This window comes from Peptoniphilus harei, from assembly GCF_900454685.1.
In the GTDB taxonomy this organism is placed as follows: domain Bacteria; phylum Bacillota; class Clostridia; order Tissierellales; family Peptoniphilaceae; genus Peptoniphilus_A; species Peptoniphilus_A harei.
This window is the reverse complement of record NZ_UATM01000032.1, coordinates 1-16638: the sequence shown is the minus strand read 5'-3', so window position 1 is coordinate 16638 and position 16638 is coordinate 1. Positions and strand designations below refer to the sequence as shown.

General features: G+C 30.9%; 16 protein-coding genes and 1 pseudogene. All 17 read left to right on the top strand.

The genetic code is table 11. The annotated features are described in order from the left end of the window. Window positions 1–158 precede the first annotated feature (158 nt). Window positions 159–365, top strand: coding sequence for a hypothetical protein (locus DRZ96_RS01455; RefSeq protein WP_049555303.1), 207 nt, complete (start codon window positions 159–161; stop codon window positions 363–365). 44 nt (window positions 366–409) lie between these two features. Further along, a complete protein-coding gene (locus DRZ96_RS01450) occupies window positions 410–2212 on the top strand; it encodes a VirD4-like conjugal transfer protein, CD1115 family (RefSeq protein ID WP_112889299.1) in 1803 nt (600 codons plus the stop codon). A 151-nt stretch (window positions 2213–2363) separates the two neighbouring features. Further along, window positions 2364–3227 (top strand): Abi family protein, encoded by an 864-nt coding sequence (locus DRZ96_RS01445; protein ID WP_060929313.1) that lies wholly within the window; start codon window positions 2364–2366, stop codon window positions 3225–3227. Between the two features lie 190 nt (window positions 3228–3417). Further along, on the top strand, window positions 3418–3741 hold the full coding sequence (locus tag DRZ96_RS01440) for a single-stranded DNA-binding protein (RefSeq protein ID WP_002842079.1): 324 nt from the start codon (window positions 3418–3420) through the stop codon (window positions 3739–3741). Then, complete coding sequence (locus DRZ96_RS01435; RefSeq protein ID WP_000394212.1) at window positions 3742–3873, top strand: Maff2 family mobile element protein; 132 nt, start codon at window positions 3742–3744, stop codon at window positions 3871–3873. It abuts the gene before it with no gap. A 722-nt stretch (window positions 3874–4595) separates the two neighbouring features. Further along, the gene (gene ltrA, locus DRZ96_RS01430) at window positions 4596–6455 is read left to right on the top strand and encodes a group II intron reverse transcriptase/maturase (protein ID WP_112889298.1); all 1860 of its coding nucleotides are present in this window, start codon (window positions 4596–4598) and stop codon (window positions 6453–6455) included. A 104-nt stretch (window positions 6456–6559) separates the two neighbouring features. Beyond that, on the top strand, window positions 6560–6706 hold the full coding sequence (locus DRZ96_RS01425; RefSeq protein ID WP_000504426.1) for a Maff2 family mobile element protein: 147 nt from the start codon (window positions 6560–6562) through the stop codon (window positions 6704–6706). Window position 6707: 1 nt separating this feature from the next. Then, window positions 6708–7571, top strand: coding sequence for a VirB6/TrbL-like conjugal transfer protein, CD1112 family (locus DRZ96_RS01420; protein ID WP_035110169.1), 864 nt, complete (start codon window positions 6708–6710; stop codon window positions 7569–7571). 17 nt (window positions 7572–7588) lie between these two features. After that, entirely contained in the window at window positions 7589–7846 is a 258-nt protein-coding gene (locus DRZ96_RS01415; RefSeq protein ID WP_048951842.1) for a hypothetical protein, read from the top strand. After that, window positions 7846–8184, top strand: coding sequence for a PrgI family protein (locus DRZ96_RS01410; protein WP_002838958.1), 339 nt, complete (start codon window positions 7846–7848; stop codon window positions 8182–8184). The genes DRZ96_RS01415 and DRZ96_RS01410 overlap by 1 nt, the downstream gene beginning before the upstream one ends. Continuing rightward, window positions 8181–10676 (top strand): VirB4-like conjugal transfer ATPase, CD1110 family, encoded by a 2496-nt coding sequence (locus DRZ96_RS01405; protein ID WP_002842316.1) that lies wholly within the window; start codon window positions 8181–8183, stop codon window positions 10674–10676. The genes DRZ96_RS01410 and DRZ96_RS01405 overlap by 4 nt, the downstream gene beginning before the upstream one ends. Further along, on the top strand, window positions 10648–10956 hold the full coding sequence (locus DRZ96_RS12525) for a DNA methyltransferase (protein WP_457920607.1): 309 nt from the start codon (window positions 10648–10650) through the stop codon (window positions 10954–10956). The genes DRZ96_RS01405 and DRZ96_RS12525 overlap by 29 nt, the downstream gene beginning before the upstream one ends. A 65-nt stretch (window positions 10957–11021) precedes the next feature. After that, complete coding sequence (locus DRZ96_RS12520; RefSeq protein WP_457920606.1) at window positions 11022–11612, top strand: DNA-methyltransferase; 591 nt, start codon at window positions 11022–11024, stop codon at window positions 11610–11612. Window positions 11613–11960: 348 nt separating this feature from the next. Beyond that, window positions 11961–13130 carry a hypothetical protein gene (locus tag DRZ96_RS11575; protein ID WP_256584793.1) on the top strand — a complete coding sequence of 390 codons (1170 nt, stop codon included), beginning with the start codon at window positions 11961–11963 and terminating at the stop codon, window positions 13128–13130. Window positions 13131–13192: 62 nt separating this feature from the next. After that, the gene (locus tag DRZ96_RS11570; RefSeq protein ID WP_256584792.1) at window positions 13193–14584 is read left to right on the top strand and encodes a C40 family peptidase; all 1392 of its coding nucleotides are present in this window, start codon (window positions 13193–13195) and stop codon (window positions 14582–14584) included. Window positions 14585–14602: 18 nt separating this feature from the next. Continuing rightward, window positions 14603–14860 carry a hypothetical protein gene (locus tag DRZ96_RS01390; protein ID WP_072469619.1) on the top strand — a complete coding sequence of 86 codons (258 nt, stop codon included), beginning with the start codon at window positions 14603–14605 and terminating at the stop codon, window positions 14858–14860. Then, a pseudogene (locus DRZ96_RS01385) lies at window positions 14857–16638 on the top strand (leucine-rich repeat protein); the annotation flags it as partial. The gene DRZ96_RS01390 and the pseudogene DRZ96_RS01385, both read left to right, overlap by 4 nt.

Genomic DNA, 16638 nt, shown 5'->3' with positions numbered 1-16638 from the left:
ATGAATAGCTTTATTGTTGAATACTATGAAAAAGAAGATTGGAATCATCCAGTAGAAGAATTTCTCTTATCTATAGATAAAAAATGAGAGCAGAAGCATTAGGAAAGAAACTAAAAAATACCTTTGAAAGTAAAATATAAGTATAATGGTGGTTCAAAATGACAAATAAAAAAATATGTCCTATATGTAACTCAAAGATGAGACAACAGTTTATAGGTTTATTACATTGCAAGTGTGGTATAAGTTATCATAAAGATTTAGGATATTTTAAAAGAAATGAAAATATGATGTTTGTCTTGGAAAGAAAAAAGATAGGTAAAAAAATAAAACAAGTTCCAGTAATAAGATATAAAAAAGATAAATAAGATACTAATGGGTAGAGAAATCTACTCTTTTTTATGGAGAGGAAGTGATTAATTCGAAAATACTAAATGAAATAATAAAAGATATAAAAAATGTTTTTAAGATAAGAGATAAGAAGAAATTTGTATTAGAAAATCTTCCTTACCTCTTATTTTTTTATATAGGAAATATCTTTGCAAGCCATGTCAACTCTTATGTAGGAGGAGATATAATAGATAGAATTCTAGTAGCTTTTAGTCAAATAGATACTTTAAAATATATTCCATCATTAAAAATAAAAAACCTGATACCCAGTCTAATTCTATCAGTAGTTATTAAGTTAATCCTTATACAGAAAAAGAAAAATGCAAAAAAGTTTAGAGAGGGCAGAGAATATGGATCGGCAAGATGGGGAAATGAAAAAGACATTGAGCCATACATTGACAAGAAGTTTGAAAACAATGTGCTACTAACTCAAACTGAAAGACTTACCATGAATAATAGACCTAAAAATCCAAAATATGCGAGAAATAAAAATGTAATGGTAATTGGAGGTTCTGGTAGTGGTAAAACAAGGTTTTTTGTAAAGCCAAATCTCATGCAAATGCACTCTTCATATGTAGTAACCGATCCAAAAGGAACATTAGTCCTAGAATGTGGGAAAATGTTGGAAAGAAATGGATATGAGATAAAAATACTAAACACAATAAACTTTAAAAAATCCATGAGATATAATCCCTTTGCATACTTGAAAAGTGAAAAAGATATTTTGAAATTAGTACAAACAATAATTGCAAATACTAAGGGAGAAGGAGAAAAATCAACTGAGGATTTTTGGGTAAAAGCTGAAAAACTCTATTACACAGCACTTATAGGATATATCTGGTATGAAGCTCCTAAAGAAGAACAGAACTTTACAACTCTACTTGCTATGATAGATGCAAGTGAGGTAAGAGAAGAAGATGAAAATTTTAAAAATGCAGTAGACTATATGTTTGAAGCATTAGAAAAAGAAAAGCCAAACCATTTCGCAGTAAAACAATATAAGAAATACAAACTAGCAGCAGGAAAAACTGCCAAATCAATCCTTATATCCTGTGGAGCAAGGCTTGCTCCATTTGATATTCAGGAACTTAGGGACTTAATGAAAGAAGATGAACTGGAGCTTGATACACTTGGAGAAAAGAAAACAGCTTTATTCGTAATAATATCGGATACAGATGATACATTTAACTTTGTAGTATCAATAATGTACTCACAATTATTTAATCTATTATGTGATAAAGCAGATGATGAATATGGCGGAAGACTTCCTGTTCATGTGAGATGCCTACTTGATGAATTCGCAAATATCGGCTTAATTCCTAAATTTGAAAAGCTGATAGCAACTATTAGAAGTAGAGAAATATCAGCTTGTATAATATTACAAGCACAATCACAACTAAAAAGTATCTATAAAGATAATGCAGATACCATAGTTGGCAATTGTGATTCTACATTATTTTTAGGAGGCAAAGAAAGAACAACATTAAAAGAATTATCTGAAAGCCTAGGCAAAGAAACCATAGACCTATATAACACATCAGAAACAAGATCGAATCAAAAGAGTTTTGGACTAAATTATCAAAAAACTGGTAAGGAACTTATGAGTCAAGATGAAATAACTGTAATGGATGGTGGTAAGTGTATATACCAACTAAGAGGAGTAAGACCTTTTCTATCTGATAAGTTTGATATTACTAAACATAAGAATTATAAGTTATTGGAAGATTATGATAAGAGAAATATATTTGACATAGAGAAATACCTGCAGAGAAAAGATGAGGTTAAGTTAAAAGAGAGTATGGTAGTTGAAATATTAGATGAATAAATTTAAAATTAGAAGTAAGATAGATATTTAGGAAAGATTAAAAGAAATTACTTGACAAAAAATATTTTATAGCATATAATAATGTCAACAGTACCCGACACGCCTCTTAACAATGCGGACCAAGTCGGGTCATTTGATTTTAGGAGAAAAAATGAAAAAAATTCATCAAGAACCGATTAGTATAGAAAATCAAGTAAAAAACTTAATAGACTTAGGACTTTTAGTAGAAGATAAAACTTATGCTAAGAAAATTCTTGGAAGAATATCCTATTACAGGCTGATTAAAGCTTATAGTATCACATTAAAAAAAGATGGAAGATATATATCAGGAATAAGTTTTGAAGATATTGTAAGTTTATATAAATTTGATAGAGAACTTAGACAGCTTATATTTGAAACAATAGAGCATATTGAAGTTTCTTTAAGAGCAGTTATCACAAACTATTTTTCTTTAAGATATGGGAACTTTTCATATAAAGATATGAATAATTTTGAGAAACAAAAGGAACAAGAAAGGGTACTAGAAGAATTAGCAAGGGAAGTTAAAAGAAATAGACGCTCACCATTTATAAAAAACTTTAAAGACAATTATGAAGGTGGAGAAATTCCACTCTATGCAGTGATAGAAGTAGCAAGTTTTGGAACTTTATCTAAAATGTATAAGAATATGAAAAATGAAGATAAAAGTAAAATTGCAAAAGTCTTTCATACAGACTACCATTACTTTGAATCTTGGATAGAAAATTTTGCCTATATAAGAAATATATGTGCCCATTATGGCAGGCTATATGGAGCAAAGCTTACAAAATCACCAAAGCTATATAAAGAATATTTAAAAAATAATATTTCAAACAATACAATATTTGCTACATTAGTTAATCTTAAAATAGTTTCTGAAGAAGAAAATTACAAAAATTTTTATCATGATCTAACGGAACTAATAGCAAGATATGAAAATATTGAACTAAGACATGTTGGCTTTATAGAAAACTGGAAAGAATTACTAAAACCATAAAATTAAATAGAGAAATTTACACCGAAAAAAACATTTCGGTGTTTTTTTATGCCCAAAGGAGGAAGAATGAAATATATACGAGATGAGCCGAAAAAATAAGATACAGAGAAAAATGAAATATTAATTAATTAGAAGTAGAAGCGATAGAGAAAACTATCGCTTTTTTTATGGAATAAAGGAGATAGAACAAATGGAAAGAGAAATGCTAAATATTAATGGAAATCTAGTAGGAGAAATAAAAACAACTGCAATAGATACAAAGGAAGGAGAAAAAGAAGTAGCTAACTTCACAATAGTTAGAAAGAACAAAGAAGAAGGAAAGGTTAAAAAAGAATATATCTACTGTAATCTCTACGGAGAAAAGGCAAAAAGTGTGAAGGAATTTAAAAGTGGAGAATACATCCATATTTTTGGATATTTTAAGGAAACAAAAAAAGAAGACAAGACATTTAAAAATTTTATCGTAAAGCACATAAATAAAATTAAAAAAGAAGAAAAAGAGGAGGAAATATAAATGGAATTTTTTACACAAGCAGTAAATGTATTAAAAATATTAGTTACAGCAATTGGTGCAGGGCTTGGAGCATGGGGTGTTATCAACCTGATGGAAGGTTATGGGAATGACAACCGTGCGACACGTTCATAAGTGAAAAGCTTATGCACTAAGTCGAAGGACTGAAAGTTCAAAACTTAGGAGAACTGGCAATCTGATAGGTAGAATGACGGGGTAACGCCCTGAAATGCCTACACTGATACTCCGATTGGCAATGAATATTAGACTATTTCATTGTCAAAAGCTCGGTGAAGTCGGCAGAGAGTAGCCGTAAGACTGATATTAACATCAGACACGAAAGCTGTTCAGAGGTGGACGGTGCTACCTATATGTCGGGTGTCGAATACGCATGGTGAGAATGTGTATACCAAAGCACTGACGTACTTTCGAATGTAAGGGTCTAAACGTTTGAATTTGCCTAACGGCAATTCCCATCAAAGATGGGGTGTTTGTGGATGAGTAAGAATGGTTGTTATGAAAATCCATATATCGTTACAGGCGATATGGTGAAAACTAAACACAGGCTTAGAGGAAGAACCTAAACGTATTCAAAGATAAGATTGTCGGAACGTGGTAAGCCAAGAGCATGGAAGCAGTCTAATGCTAATGAAGTGTTGAATGGGAAAATGACTGTAAAAAACAGCATATAACCATTCTTTATCTCGGTGAAAGTGGTGGCACAGTACCTATGAAGCGAAAATAATAAGTTCGTGGAGGGATAGCCACCAGTCACAGGAAAGTACAAGAACTGAAATTAAGACAAACACAGCTTCGAGTATGACAAAGAAAATCAAATCCGAAAGGAGATGGTGACTGTGTCCACTTCGAAACAAACACTGAAACAAAGCAAAATCCGTTATACGGAATACTATGACTTGCAAAAAGTCCTTGATGATTTATATGAAGATAGCAGTAAGAATAAAGTATTTTCAAATTTAATGGAGTTGATAACTTCAAGAGAAAATATAAAACTTGCCTATCGCAGTATCAAAGGGAACAAAGGAAGTCATACAGCCGGAGTAGATGGCAGAACAATAAAACATCTATCAAGGCTAAATGAAGAAGAATACATTTCTCTCATACAAAAACAGTTTCATTGGTATAAACCACGCCCTGTAAAGAGAGTGGAAATGCGAAAGCCTAATGGGAAAATTAGACCTTTAGGAATACCAACTATTGTAGATAGAATTGTACAACACTGTATCTTGCAAATATTAGAGCCGATATGTGAAGCCAAGTTTCATGACAGCTCCTATGGGTTTCGACCTAACAGGAGTACGGAACACGCTATTGCAGAATGTGCGAGACTAATGCAGATACAGCACTTACACTATGTAGTTGATATTGATATACAAGGATTTTTCGACAATGTATATCATGCAAAGCTCATAAGGCAACTTTGGAATTTGGGTATCCAAGACAAAAAGCTACTTTGTATCATTAAGGAAATGCTGAAAGCAGACATAGTTATGCCCGATAAAAAGGTAATTACACCAACAAAGGGAACACCACAAGGCGGTATATTATCACCGCTACTATCTAATGTAGTCTTGAACGAATTAGATTGGTGGGTTTCTTCTCAATGGCTGACAATGCCCACGCATTATCCATATAAACAGAGAACGAACAGTCAAGGAACAGAGATAAAAAGCCATACCTACAGAGCTTTAAGAACAAGCAACCTAAAAGAAATATACATTGTAAGGTATGCTGATGATTTTAAGATATTTTGCCGTAATTACTACGATGCAAAAAGAACCTATCAGGCAGTTACAAAATGGTTGCAAGACAGATTAAAACTAAATGTAAGTGAAGAAAAATCTAAAATAACAAATCTAAAACAAAAGTATTCGGAGTTCTTAGGTTTCAAGCTGAAGGTTAAACCAAAAGGCAAAAAGTTTGTTGTACAGTCGCATATAAGTGATAAGGCACTGAAAAATGCAAAAGAAGATATTTCTAAATGTGTTGCGGATATAAAAAGACCTGCAAACAAAAAGGAACAGTACAAAGCAATAGCCAAGTATAATGCCACTGTTTCAGGCTTGCATAATTACTACCAAATAGCAACAAATGTAAGTTTGGACTTTGCTAAAATAGCCTTTCACATTAAAAAGCAGATGAACAACAGACTTGATATTAAAACCAGTGGAACGCTAAACAAAGGATTTATCAAAGAAAAATATGGAAAAAGTAAACAGCTTCGCTTCCTTAATGGACATCCGCTAATTCCAGTTGGATATATTAGGACAAAGGACGCAAAACACAAGAAAAAGGTTGTAAATAAATACACTGTAAAGGGCAGAGCTTTTATTCATAAAAATCTGCAAATTGATGTAGATACACTTGTTTGGTTGATGAGACATCCTGTACTTGATAAGAGTATAGAGTTTGCAGACAACAGAATCTCGCTCTTTGCAGCTCAATATGGAAGATGTGGGGTAACAGGTGTAAAACTTACACCAAACGATATACATTGCCATCACAAGATACCGCTTGAACAAGGCGGTACAGACAGTTATAGCAACTTAATTCTTGTTACAGAAGCAGTTCATATACTTATCCATGCAACAAAAGAAGATACAATCCAAAAATATATAAAAGAGCTTGGCTTAACGGTCAAGCAGATCGAGAAATGTAATAAGCTTAGAAAAATGGCAGGATTGCCACTAATTTAGAAAAAAAATAATTTGTTACGAAGTGTGTAAGTCTTAGTTAAAACGTGAAAATCTTTCTTGTGATGGAACGCCGTGTGCGGTGAAAGTCGCATGCACGGTGTGAAGTGGGGGAAAATCCGGAGATAACATCAAAGGATTACCTATCACTATCTGGTGCTAAATCTCAAGGCATTAAGCAGCTTATGGCTGGAGGGGGAATTGTACTCATAGGTTTAAAACTAATACCGCTATTAGCAAACGTGTTAAAATAAAATGTTTAATATAGTAGATAAGATCAAAGAGTTTTTTTCGGAGATACTTATTGATATGATCAAGGAAAATTTAAGCGGAATGCTCCTTGATATAAATGACAAAGTATCAACGATAGCAAATGAGGTAGGAAAGACTCCGAGTGGATGGAACTCGGAGGTTTTTCACTTCATAAAATCCATTTCAGAAAATGTTATACTTCCCATAGCAGGTCTTATCATAACGGCTGTACTATGTATTGAATTAATTCAAATGGTAATGAACAAAAATAATATGCATGATACGGATACCTTTGAATTTTTTAAGTACATCATCAAGATGTGGATTGCTGTATGGCTTGTATCTCATGCTTTTGAGTTTTCAATGGCGGTCTTTGATGTGGCACAGAATTTAATAGGAAAGGCAGCAGGTGTGGCAAATGCTAGTGCAAAAGTTTCTCCAGGTGATATAGCTAATATGGTAGATAGCCTAAAAGGAGAGTCAATAGGAAAATTAATGACTATAGTACTAGAGACAGCAATTGTAAAGATGATAATTCAAGGGATATCAATACTCATTACAGTTATTCTATACGGCAGGATGATAGAAATATATATTTATACTTCAGTTTGCGCCATACCTTTTGCCACAATGGGTAATAAAGAATGGGGAAGTATTGGAACAAACTATATAAGAGGGCTCTTCGCACTTGGCTTGCAAGGTTTATTCTTACTTATATGCGTAGGAATTTATGCCGTACTTGTTAAGACTTTAAATATATCAGACATACACAAAAGTATTTTTGAATTACTAGGATACACCTTAATACTTGGTATAACTATGATGAAATCAGGAAGTATTGCAAAATCAATTTTAAATGCTCATTAATAAAAAAGGAGAAGATGATGAAAATTAGAAGAAAAAAGGACAAAAAAATTAATTTAAAAACACTTGGAACAATAGGACTCCCAATAATTTTAATAGGGGGATATATTACAAGAGAAATACAAAATAGAATGATTATAAGAAAAACATTGGAAGTTTTAGATAATAGAGAAGAAACGAATGAAAAAGTCTTAGAAATAGCAGTGAATATGGGAAAATCATTAGAAGATTTGAACAGAGAAGATATATATGGCTTTTACTTAGAGGGTTTAGAATAATGGCTTATGTAAATGTCCCAAAGGACTTAACAAAAGTAAAAACAAAGGTAGCTCTAAATCTAACAAAAAGACAATTAATTGGCTTTACAATTGCAGGTCTAATAGGCTTTCCAGTATATTTAATGGTAAAAAAAGTGCTGCCTAATGACCTATCTATGTTAATTATGATAGGTGTGTCTTTTCCTATAATATTTGCAACTCTTTATGAAAAGGACGGGATCTATTTTGAAAAATATTTAAAGTATATTATAGATAAGAAAAGACAGACAAGTATAAGGATATACAAGACAGAATGTATTTATGATATAAAGAAACAAAGAAAGGAAAGGAGTAAATGAATCAAATACAGAAAAAACAACAGAAAAAATTAAATCAAGAAAAAAGGAATTTAAAAAAACAAAAAGAAGATTTAAAAAGCATTAGTATAAGTCAAAAAAAGATGAAAAAAGCAAATATTTCTAAAGAAAAAGGAAAGCCCAAAAAGAAGCTTTCCTTTTTTGGTGGGAAGAAGAAAAAGAGCGTTCAGGAAACAATTCCTTATTTAAGAATGTTGAGAAATGGGATTTGCCAAGTTGAGAAGAACAAATTTAATAAAATGATACGTTTTTTAGATATTAACTACCAGCTTTCAACAGAAGAAGATAAGGAAAGTATATTTAATGAATTTTCAAGTTTTTTAAACTATTTTGATCCAAGTGTTGATATAGAACTTTCATATATTAATCGCATAGGAAAAAATGAAGAAGTAGAAAAAAACATCAATGTTCCGGATAGAAACGATTCATATAATGAAATACGAAAAGAGTACAGGGAAATGCTAAAAAATCAGAGTCAAAAAGGAAATAATGGACTTACTAAATATATGTATATCACCTTTAGCTTACAAGCACAAGATTTAAAAGAGGCAACTACAAGACTTGAAAGAATGGAAATGGATATATTAAATAACTTTAAGCAGATGGGAGTAAAAGCTTATGTATTAAGTGGATATGAAAGGTTAAAGGTTATTCACGATATCTTAAATCCGAATAAGAATTTTGTTTTTTCCTTTGAAGACCTAAAATATAGTGGACTATCTACTAAGGATTATATAGTACCAGCATCATTTAACTTTTCATCTCACAATCAATTTAAAATTGGAGAATACTTTGGAGAAGTAAACTTTCTGCAAATTCTAGCACCTGAATTATCAGATAGATTATTATCAGAATTTTTAGGGGTTGAAGAAAATATGATTGTAACATTTCATATAAATTCCATTGATCAAACAGAAGCTATAAAGATGATTAAAAGAAAAATAACGGACTTGGATAAAATGAAAATTGAAGAAAATAAGAAGGCTATAAGATCAGGATATGATATTGATATTCTTCCAAGCGATTTAATTACCTATGGTAATGATGCTAAGAAACTGTTAGTAGAACTTCAAAATCATAATGAGAGAATGTTTGTCATAACTATTTTGTTTACAAATATGGAAAAAAGTAGAAAGAAATTGAGTAATATAATTTTTCAACTAAATTCAATAGCAGGTAGACATAATTGTGTATTGAAAAATCTTAACTATAGACAGGAACAAGGACTAATTTCCTCCCTGCCACTTGGAAAAAATGAAATCGAAATAAAAAGAGGACTTACAACTAGCTCTACAGCAGTCTTTATTCCTTTTACAACAGAAGAGCTGTGCTTAGAAGGAGAGAGCTTATACTACGGATTAAATGCTTTAAGTCGTAACATTATTATGACAGATAGAAAGCTTTTAAAGAATCCAAACGGTTTAATACTTGGAACGCCTGGTAGTGGTAAATCTTTTTCGGCTAAAAGAGAAATTACCAATGCTTTTTTAATCACACAAGATGACATCATTATATGTGATCCGGAAGGGGAGTATGGAAATTTAACTAAGGCACTAGGCGGAGAAGTTATAAAAATATCGCCAACAAGTAAGGATTATATAAACCCGTTGGATATAAATGTAGACTATGCCGATGAAGACAATCCCTTATCTTTAAAGTCTGACTTTATTCTTTCACTGTTTGAACTTGTAGTAGGAAAGGAAGGGTTAAGTGCAGAAGAAACTTCAGTAATTGATAGATGCCTTCCAATATTATATAAGAATTACTTCGACAATCCTATTCCTGAAAATATGCCAATTTTAGAAGATTTATATAATTTACTTTTAAAACAAGAAGAAAAGGTAGGGAAAAAATTAGCAGTAGAAATGGAAATTTATGTCAAAGGTAGTCTTAATGTATTTAACCATAGGACTAATGTAGATACAGGCAATAGAATTCTTTGCTATGACATTAAGGAATTAGGAAAGCAACTTAGAAAAATAGGTATGTTAATTGTTCAAGATCAAGTATGGAACAGAGTAACTATTAATAGGAATAAGAAGGAAACCAGATATTACTGTGACGAATTCCATTTGCTTTTAAGAGAAGAACAAACAGCCTCATATTCCATAGAAATCTGGAAAAGATTTAGAAAATGGGGTGGGATTCCAACAGGATTAACACAAAATGTAAAGGACCTTTTAGCCAGTCCTGAAATAGAAAATATATTTGATAACACAGATTTTATCTTAATGCTTAATCAAGCTAGTGGTGATAGGGAAATTTTAGCGAACAAGTTAAATATATCTCTTTATCAGTTATCCTACGTAACAAATTCCAATGAGGGAGAGGGATTACTATTCTACGGAAACACAATAGTACCTTTTGTAGATAGATTCCCTAAAGATACAAAATTGTATAAGTTAATGACAACTAAACCAGAAGAATTAAAGGAAGGGATAGAAATTGATAGACAGAGAGAAGTTAAAAACTAACTATATTATTAATTTAGATGCAATTTCTGCTCTAAAGGAATTTCCAGATAAAACATTTGATTGCTGTATTACATCTCCTCCATATTATGGACTTAGAGATTATAAAGCAGAAGGACAAATTGGAAGAGAAGAAAGTCCGGAGGAATATTTAAATAAATTAATTAAAGTCTTTAGAGAAGTAAAAAGAGTATTAAAAAAAGAAGGAACACTTTGGGTAGTTATTGGAGATTCTTATGCAGGTACAAGAAGCAAAAAAGAATATAAAGATCCTAAAACATAGAAGGAAGAAGTGGTCAAAAAGAGTCTATTACAGAAAAACTCAGTGGCTACAAGGCAAAAGATTTAATGGGGATACCTTGGCAACTAGCTTTAAAATTAAGAGAGGATGGTTGGTATCTAAGAAGCGATATTATTTGGCATAAGGAAAATGCCATGCCTGAGTCTTGTAGAGATAGACCATCAAGGTCCTATGAACATATCTTCCTACTATCAAAAGCAAGAAAGTATTTCTATAACTTTGACGCTATGAAAGAACCAATAAAAGAAATAAGCAAAAAAAGATATATGAGGGCAAGGGGAAATAATAATAAGTATTTACAAGAAGGCACAGGAGCTAAAAGACAGAGCATAAATGAAGCAAGAGAGTATGGAGAATATATAGGAGATAATGTCCCTAAGTTTAGAAACAATAGAGATATTTGGACTATTAACACCAGTGCGTTTAAAGGAAAACACTATGCGGTATTTCCACCAAAACTGGTAGAACTTTGTATAAAAGCAGGATGTCCTAAAAAAGGCTTAATTCTTGATCCTTTTATGGGTTCAGGAACTGTTGGAATGGTAGCTATTAGGATGGACAGAGAATATATTGGAATTGACATAAACAAAGACTACTGTCAAATAGCTAAAGAAAGGATAGAGAAAAATATGAAATAGGAGGTATATATGAAAAAGAAAGGGAAAGTAAACCGAGAGATGTACCAAAGACCAAACTTATATCAGAAAAGAAAGAAGAAAGCAATGAAAATTCAGTAGTACAGAGAGAACATCAGATTTTTCAAAAAAAGAAATTAATAAAGTAAAAAGCAGGAATAACATAGACAATAATGATGAAAACTCTAAGTATTATTCATCTCATTTGCAAGAAAATAGTCAGGATTTATTCAACGAAAAAGATAAGTCAAATAGAGGAAGAAGACAAAGAAAAAACCATGAGGAAAATTTTCAGAAACTATCTATCATAATGAATATCAGCCAGAATATTCGCAACAGCAGCATAGAAAAATGGAAGAAAATGAGGAAAGTAGATATGGTGAATATTACGGGCAAGAAACAGAATACAGGCTAAGTAACTTTAAAGAAGATTTTAATGATAGACCAAATTCAACTAGCTCTAATTTAAAAAGTAGCACTTCTCCCCAAAAAAATTACAAGGGGAATAGTAATTTAAAATGGAAGAAAAACGTTGAGAGTGAAAGTTTTAATGGTGTGCAAGAGAAAAAAATAAGGAGATTTAGAAAAGAAGAAGATAAGGATTTTAATATAGAGGTAAGTTCAACATATGATCCCTTATCGCAGGACTCAGATAATGATGGTGTCATAGATCGCTATGACATGAACTTTAGTGATAGCAATGTATCATATAGGGACACAAGAGATGACTATAAGTATTTACCATCTTCTGATGTGCAAAGAAACAATTGGGATGATTTTTCTATTCTTGGTAAGAATAGGAAAGAAAGTTTTCAAAAAAACACATTAAAAAAACTTTACCAATCTCAAAGTCAGTTTAAGGACAAAGGAGAAAAAGCAGAATTAAAATCTTTAAATGGGAAGTTTAAAAGAAAAGACCTATCATATAAGGCAAATGAAGAAGATAAAAAAATAATTCAAGACCTGAATACTAATAAAAAACAAAATAGCAAATATTTCAAAGGCAAAGTTAGAAATTTAGAAGAAAAAGATATGCTAATGGGTAAGGTTTCTAGTGGGAAATTTAGACAGGATAGCCTATCTGAAGGATTCAAAAGTGAATCTGAAAAAAATAAAGACAAATATAATATAAATAAAAAGAATCAAGAAAAAATAGGCACGAAAAAAGAAGTCTTCAAACAGGAAAAAAGCGTAATAAAAAATGAGAATCTTGAAGTAGATGAACTTGATTTAAATCATAGTGGAATTTCTAATAAAAACAAGGGAAAGAAAAGACAAATAAAAGACGATTTTGATAATACTATAAAGAAAAGTAATTTTGATCCAAAGGAAGAATACACCAGGACAAAAAAAGAAGTACAGGATTCCAAAAAATTATCTGAAGAAAATAAGGTAGACAAAAAAATAAAACTAAATTTCATTCTAAAAAAGATAACAAGAGTGAAAAAGATAAGTTTTATAAAAAGGAAGATAAAGTATCAAAACTATATGAGAAAAAGAATAAAAAGGAAAAAGAGTTAATTAAGGATAAGAAAAAGTCAAAAAAAGCGGGTTTAGAAAAACCTATTACTTTTGCGAGTGCTATGACGGCAAACTATCTATATAGTGGGAAAGATGATAATGCAGGCGTTAACGCTGCTTATAAGCTTAGTAGAACTACCGAAGTTATAGGTAGAGAAATTAGCCATTTTAGAAGAAAAAAACCTTCAAAAACTCAAAGAAAAATAAAATCTTTAGAAGGAAAAATTTATAAGAAAGAAAGTAAACTTCTCTTTCAAAGAAATTTTGAAGAATTGAAGAAGACTAAAGCTTATCAAAACTCTAATAAATTGAATCGATTTTTTATGAAAAAGAAGTTTCAGAGAGATTTTAGGAAGAAACACGGGGAAGGTTTAGTAAATAGAATAAAGAAATCTTTCGCTAATATTGGAAAGAAAACATTGGAAGTTTTAAAAAACAAAGGATATAAGCAAATTTTAATTGCCCTTTGTATTTTAGGACTTTTTTTTATGCTATTTCAAGGAATTAGCAATGTTGGCAGTCTTACTTCAGGATTAACAAGTAATGTTATAGCTACAAGCTATCTATCAAAAGAAGAAGTTTTAATGGATATTAATAATGAATTTACAAGTTATGAATATGCATTACAAGATGAAATAGATAGTATTAAAGAAAATTATCCAAATTATGATGAATATCATATAAAAGGAGATTCTGTTGGTCATGATCTACACGAGCTTTTTAGCTATTTAACAGCAAGATATGGAGAGATTAAGTCAGCTGAAGAGATACAAAAGGAATTAAAAAAACTATTTAATCAAATGTATGAGAAAAAATATACTTCAAAGTCTATTACAAAATATGACAGTGAAGGAAATCCATATACCTATAGAATTCTAACATTAACTATAAAAAAGAAAAGTATTGATGAAATAGCAAGAGAAGAATTTGCAAACTATGAAACAAATATGGCTCATTATTTAGCATTACTTGATAGTCAGGGAAATATGAGTGGATATTTTGGATCAAGCTATGGGAACTTGGGAGAGATTATAGACAATCCAAACTTTGGAAATCCCGGTCTTGCTTTTGATTCTGAAACTGCCAAAGCCTTATTTAATGAAGCAGAAAAACATATAGGTAAAAGATATGTGTTTGGAGCAAGTGGACCATCTAACTTTGACTGTTCAGGTTTTGTATGTTGGTCATTTACAAAGTCTGGTGTAAAGAGAATGCCAAGAACTACAGCTTGGCTTATTTATAAAAACTATTGTAATCCAATATCTCCAAGCGAGGCAAAACCTGGGGATATTATTTTCTTTAAAGGCACATATGATTCCGGTACGCCAATTTCTCACGTAGGGATATATGCCGGAAATGGAATGATGCTCCATGCAGGAGATCCTATCCAATATGCCAGTATAAACTCAAGGTATTGGAAAAATCACTTTTATTCCTTTGGTAGACCAAAATAAGGGAAGGAGTAAAAATCTATGAATAAAAAATTAATCAGAAACATAGAAAAACAGAAGAATTTAAGAAAGAAAAAAGAAGAAATTGAAATAGAACTTCAGTTATTAGTAGAGGAACAAGAAGAAATAGAAAATTTAGAGGTCATCAAGGAATTTCGAAGTCGAAAAATATCTCTTGATGAATTTTTATTTATTGTTAGAAAAAATAAGGAAGAAGAAAATAGAGAAAGAAAAGAACTTAAAAGAAAAGATACAAATGAAAGTGAGGAAAATTTATGAAAAAAATAACCAGTGGAATTTAGCTGTGATAATGCTACTTGTAATTCTAGTGAATATAGTGGCTGTAAGTCCTGTATATGCAAGTACAGATTATAAGGTAGAGTGGACGGAAGATGATTTTATGTATTCCTCTGAGGGAAATATAATTGCCTTTAGTGATAAAGGCTTAGAAAAGAAAGAGAAGACAAATATTCTAGTATTTCCTGAAGGAACGAAGTCTATAAATGGAAATTATTCTTTAAGTCATTCAAACGATGAACTTAGATATAAAAGAGAATTTGGGCGTGGCAAACATTGGGATAAAGTAATTATTCCTGATTCTGTTAAGCATTTAGGTTATGCTGCCTTTTACGATGCAAGTATAGACGAGGTAAAACTATCAAATAGTCTAACTTATCTTGGTGGTTTAGCATTTTTCAATTGTGGACTTAGCGAAGTGACTTTACCTGATACTTTGGTAAATATTGAACATAATGCTTTTGAAAGAAATAACCTCCAAGAAATAATTATACCTAAGTCTGTGAAGACAATTGAACAATATGCTTTTTCAAAAAATAAATTGCACACTGTAAAAGTTTTAGGCAATCCAACTATTAACAGTAAGGGAGTATTCCATAATCAAGAAGTTGAGTATAGACCAAAACAAAATCCATTTTACGAAAATCATTTTGGTTTTAACGGAAATCAAGGATTCAAATCTATTCCTAATGGATTAAGGTTTGAAAATGGAGAGTTTGTCTTTGATAAGAATGTAGATAGTGTAGAACTTGAATTTGATTATAACAATGATATGTATCAAGGAAAGATGACTATTTACAATCCAAATAATATTCCATTGATACTCAAACAGATTTAACAGGACAAGATATTGATGAAAAGGACAATAAGATTGATGATTAACTAAAAACCATTAAGGATTTAGAAAATCAGATCAAAGACTTAAATGATAAGAAACAAGAAGACCAATCAAAGATAGATGAATTAAAGGAAAAGTTAGAATCTTGCAAAGATAATGGAGAAAAACTAAAACAAGAAAAGTCTAAGCTAGAAGAAGAGATTAGAGATAAAGACAATAAGATAGCTCAATTGAATAAAGAATTGAGAATCTTAAAAACTCCAATAATAATGAACTAATAGCAGAAATTACTCAGCTTAAAGATGAATTAAAAAGATTGCAAGATGAAAATGCAAAACTAAAAGAAGATTATTCATCTACAAAATGGGAGTTAGAATCTGAAAAAGAAAGACCGACAAAAACGAAAATAAAATCAAAGAAATGCAAGAAAAGCTTGAGTCTTTAGAAGGAGAACTTGCAAAGAAGACTAAAGAAATTGAGGATAAAGATAATAAAATTAAGGACTTAGAAAAAGCTCTTGATGAAAAAGATACTAAGATAAAAGACTTAGAGTCTAAAAAGAAAGAAACAGAAAATTCTAAGTCAGAATGCTGCAAGAAAATTGAAGAGCTTCAAAAGGTTATTGATAGTTTAAAAGTATCTTCTGAAAATACAAAAAAAGAATTAGAAGATAAGATTAAAGGACTAGAAGAAAAACAAAAAGCTTCTCAAGAAGAAATTAAAAAGCTAAAAGAAGAGTTAGATAGAAAATTGAAGAAGCAAAGAAGTTAATCGAGGAAGCAAATAAAAAAGCTAAAGAAGAACTTGAGAAACAAGCTAAAGATGAAAAAGACAAAATCTAAATCAAGACTTATCTAAGAAATTAGATGAACTTCTAAAACTCCAAAAAGAAAACAAAGAAAAGAAAGAAGATAAGAAATCT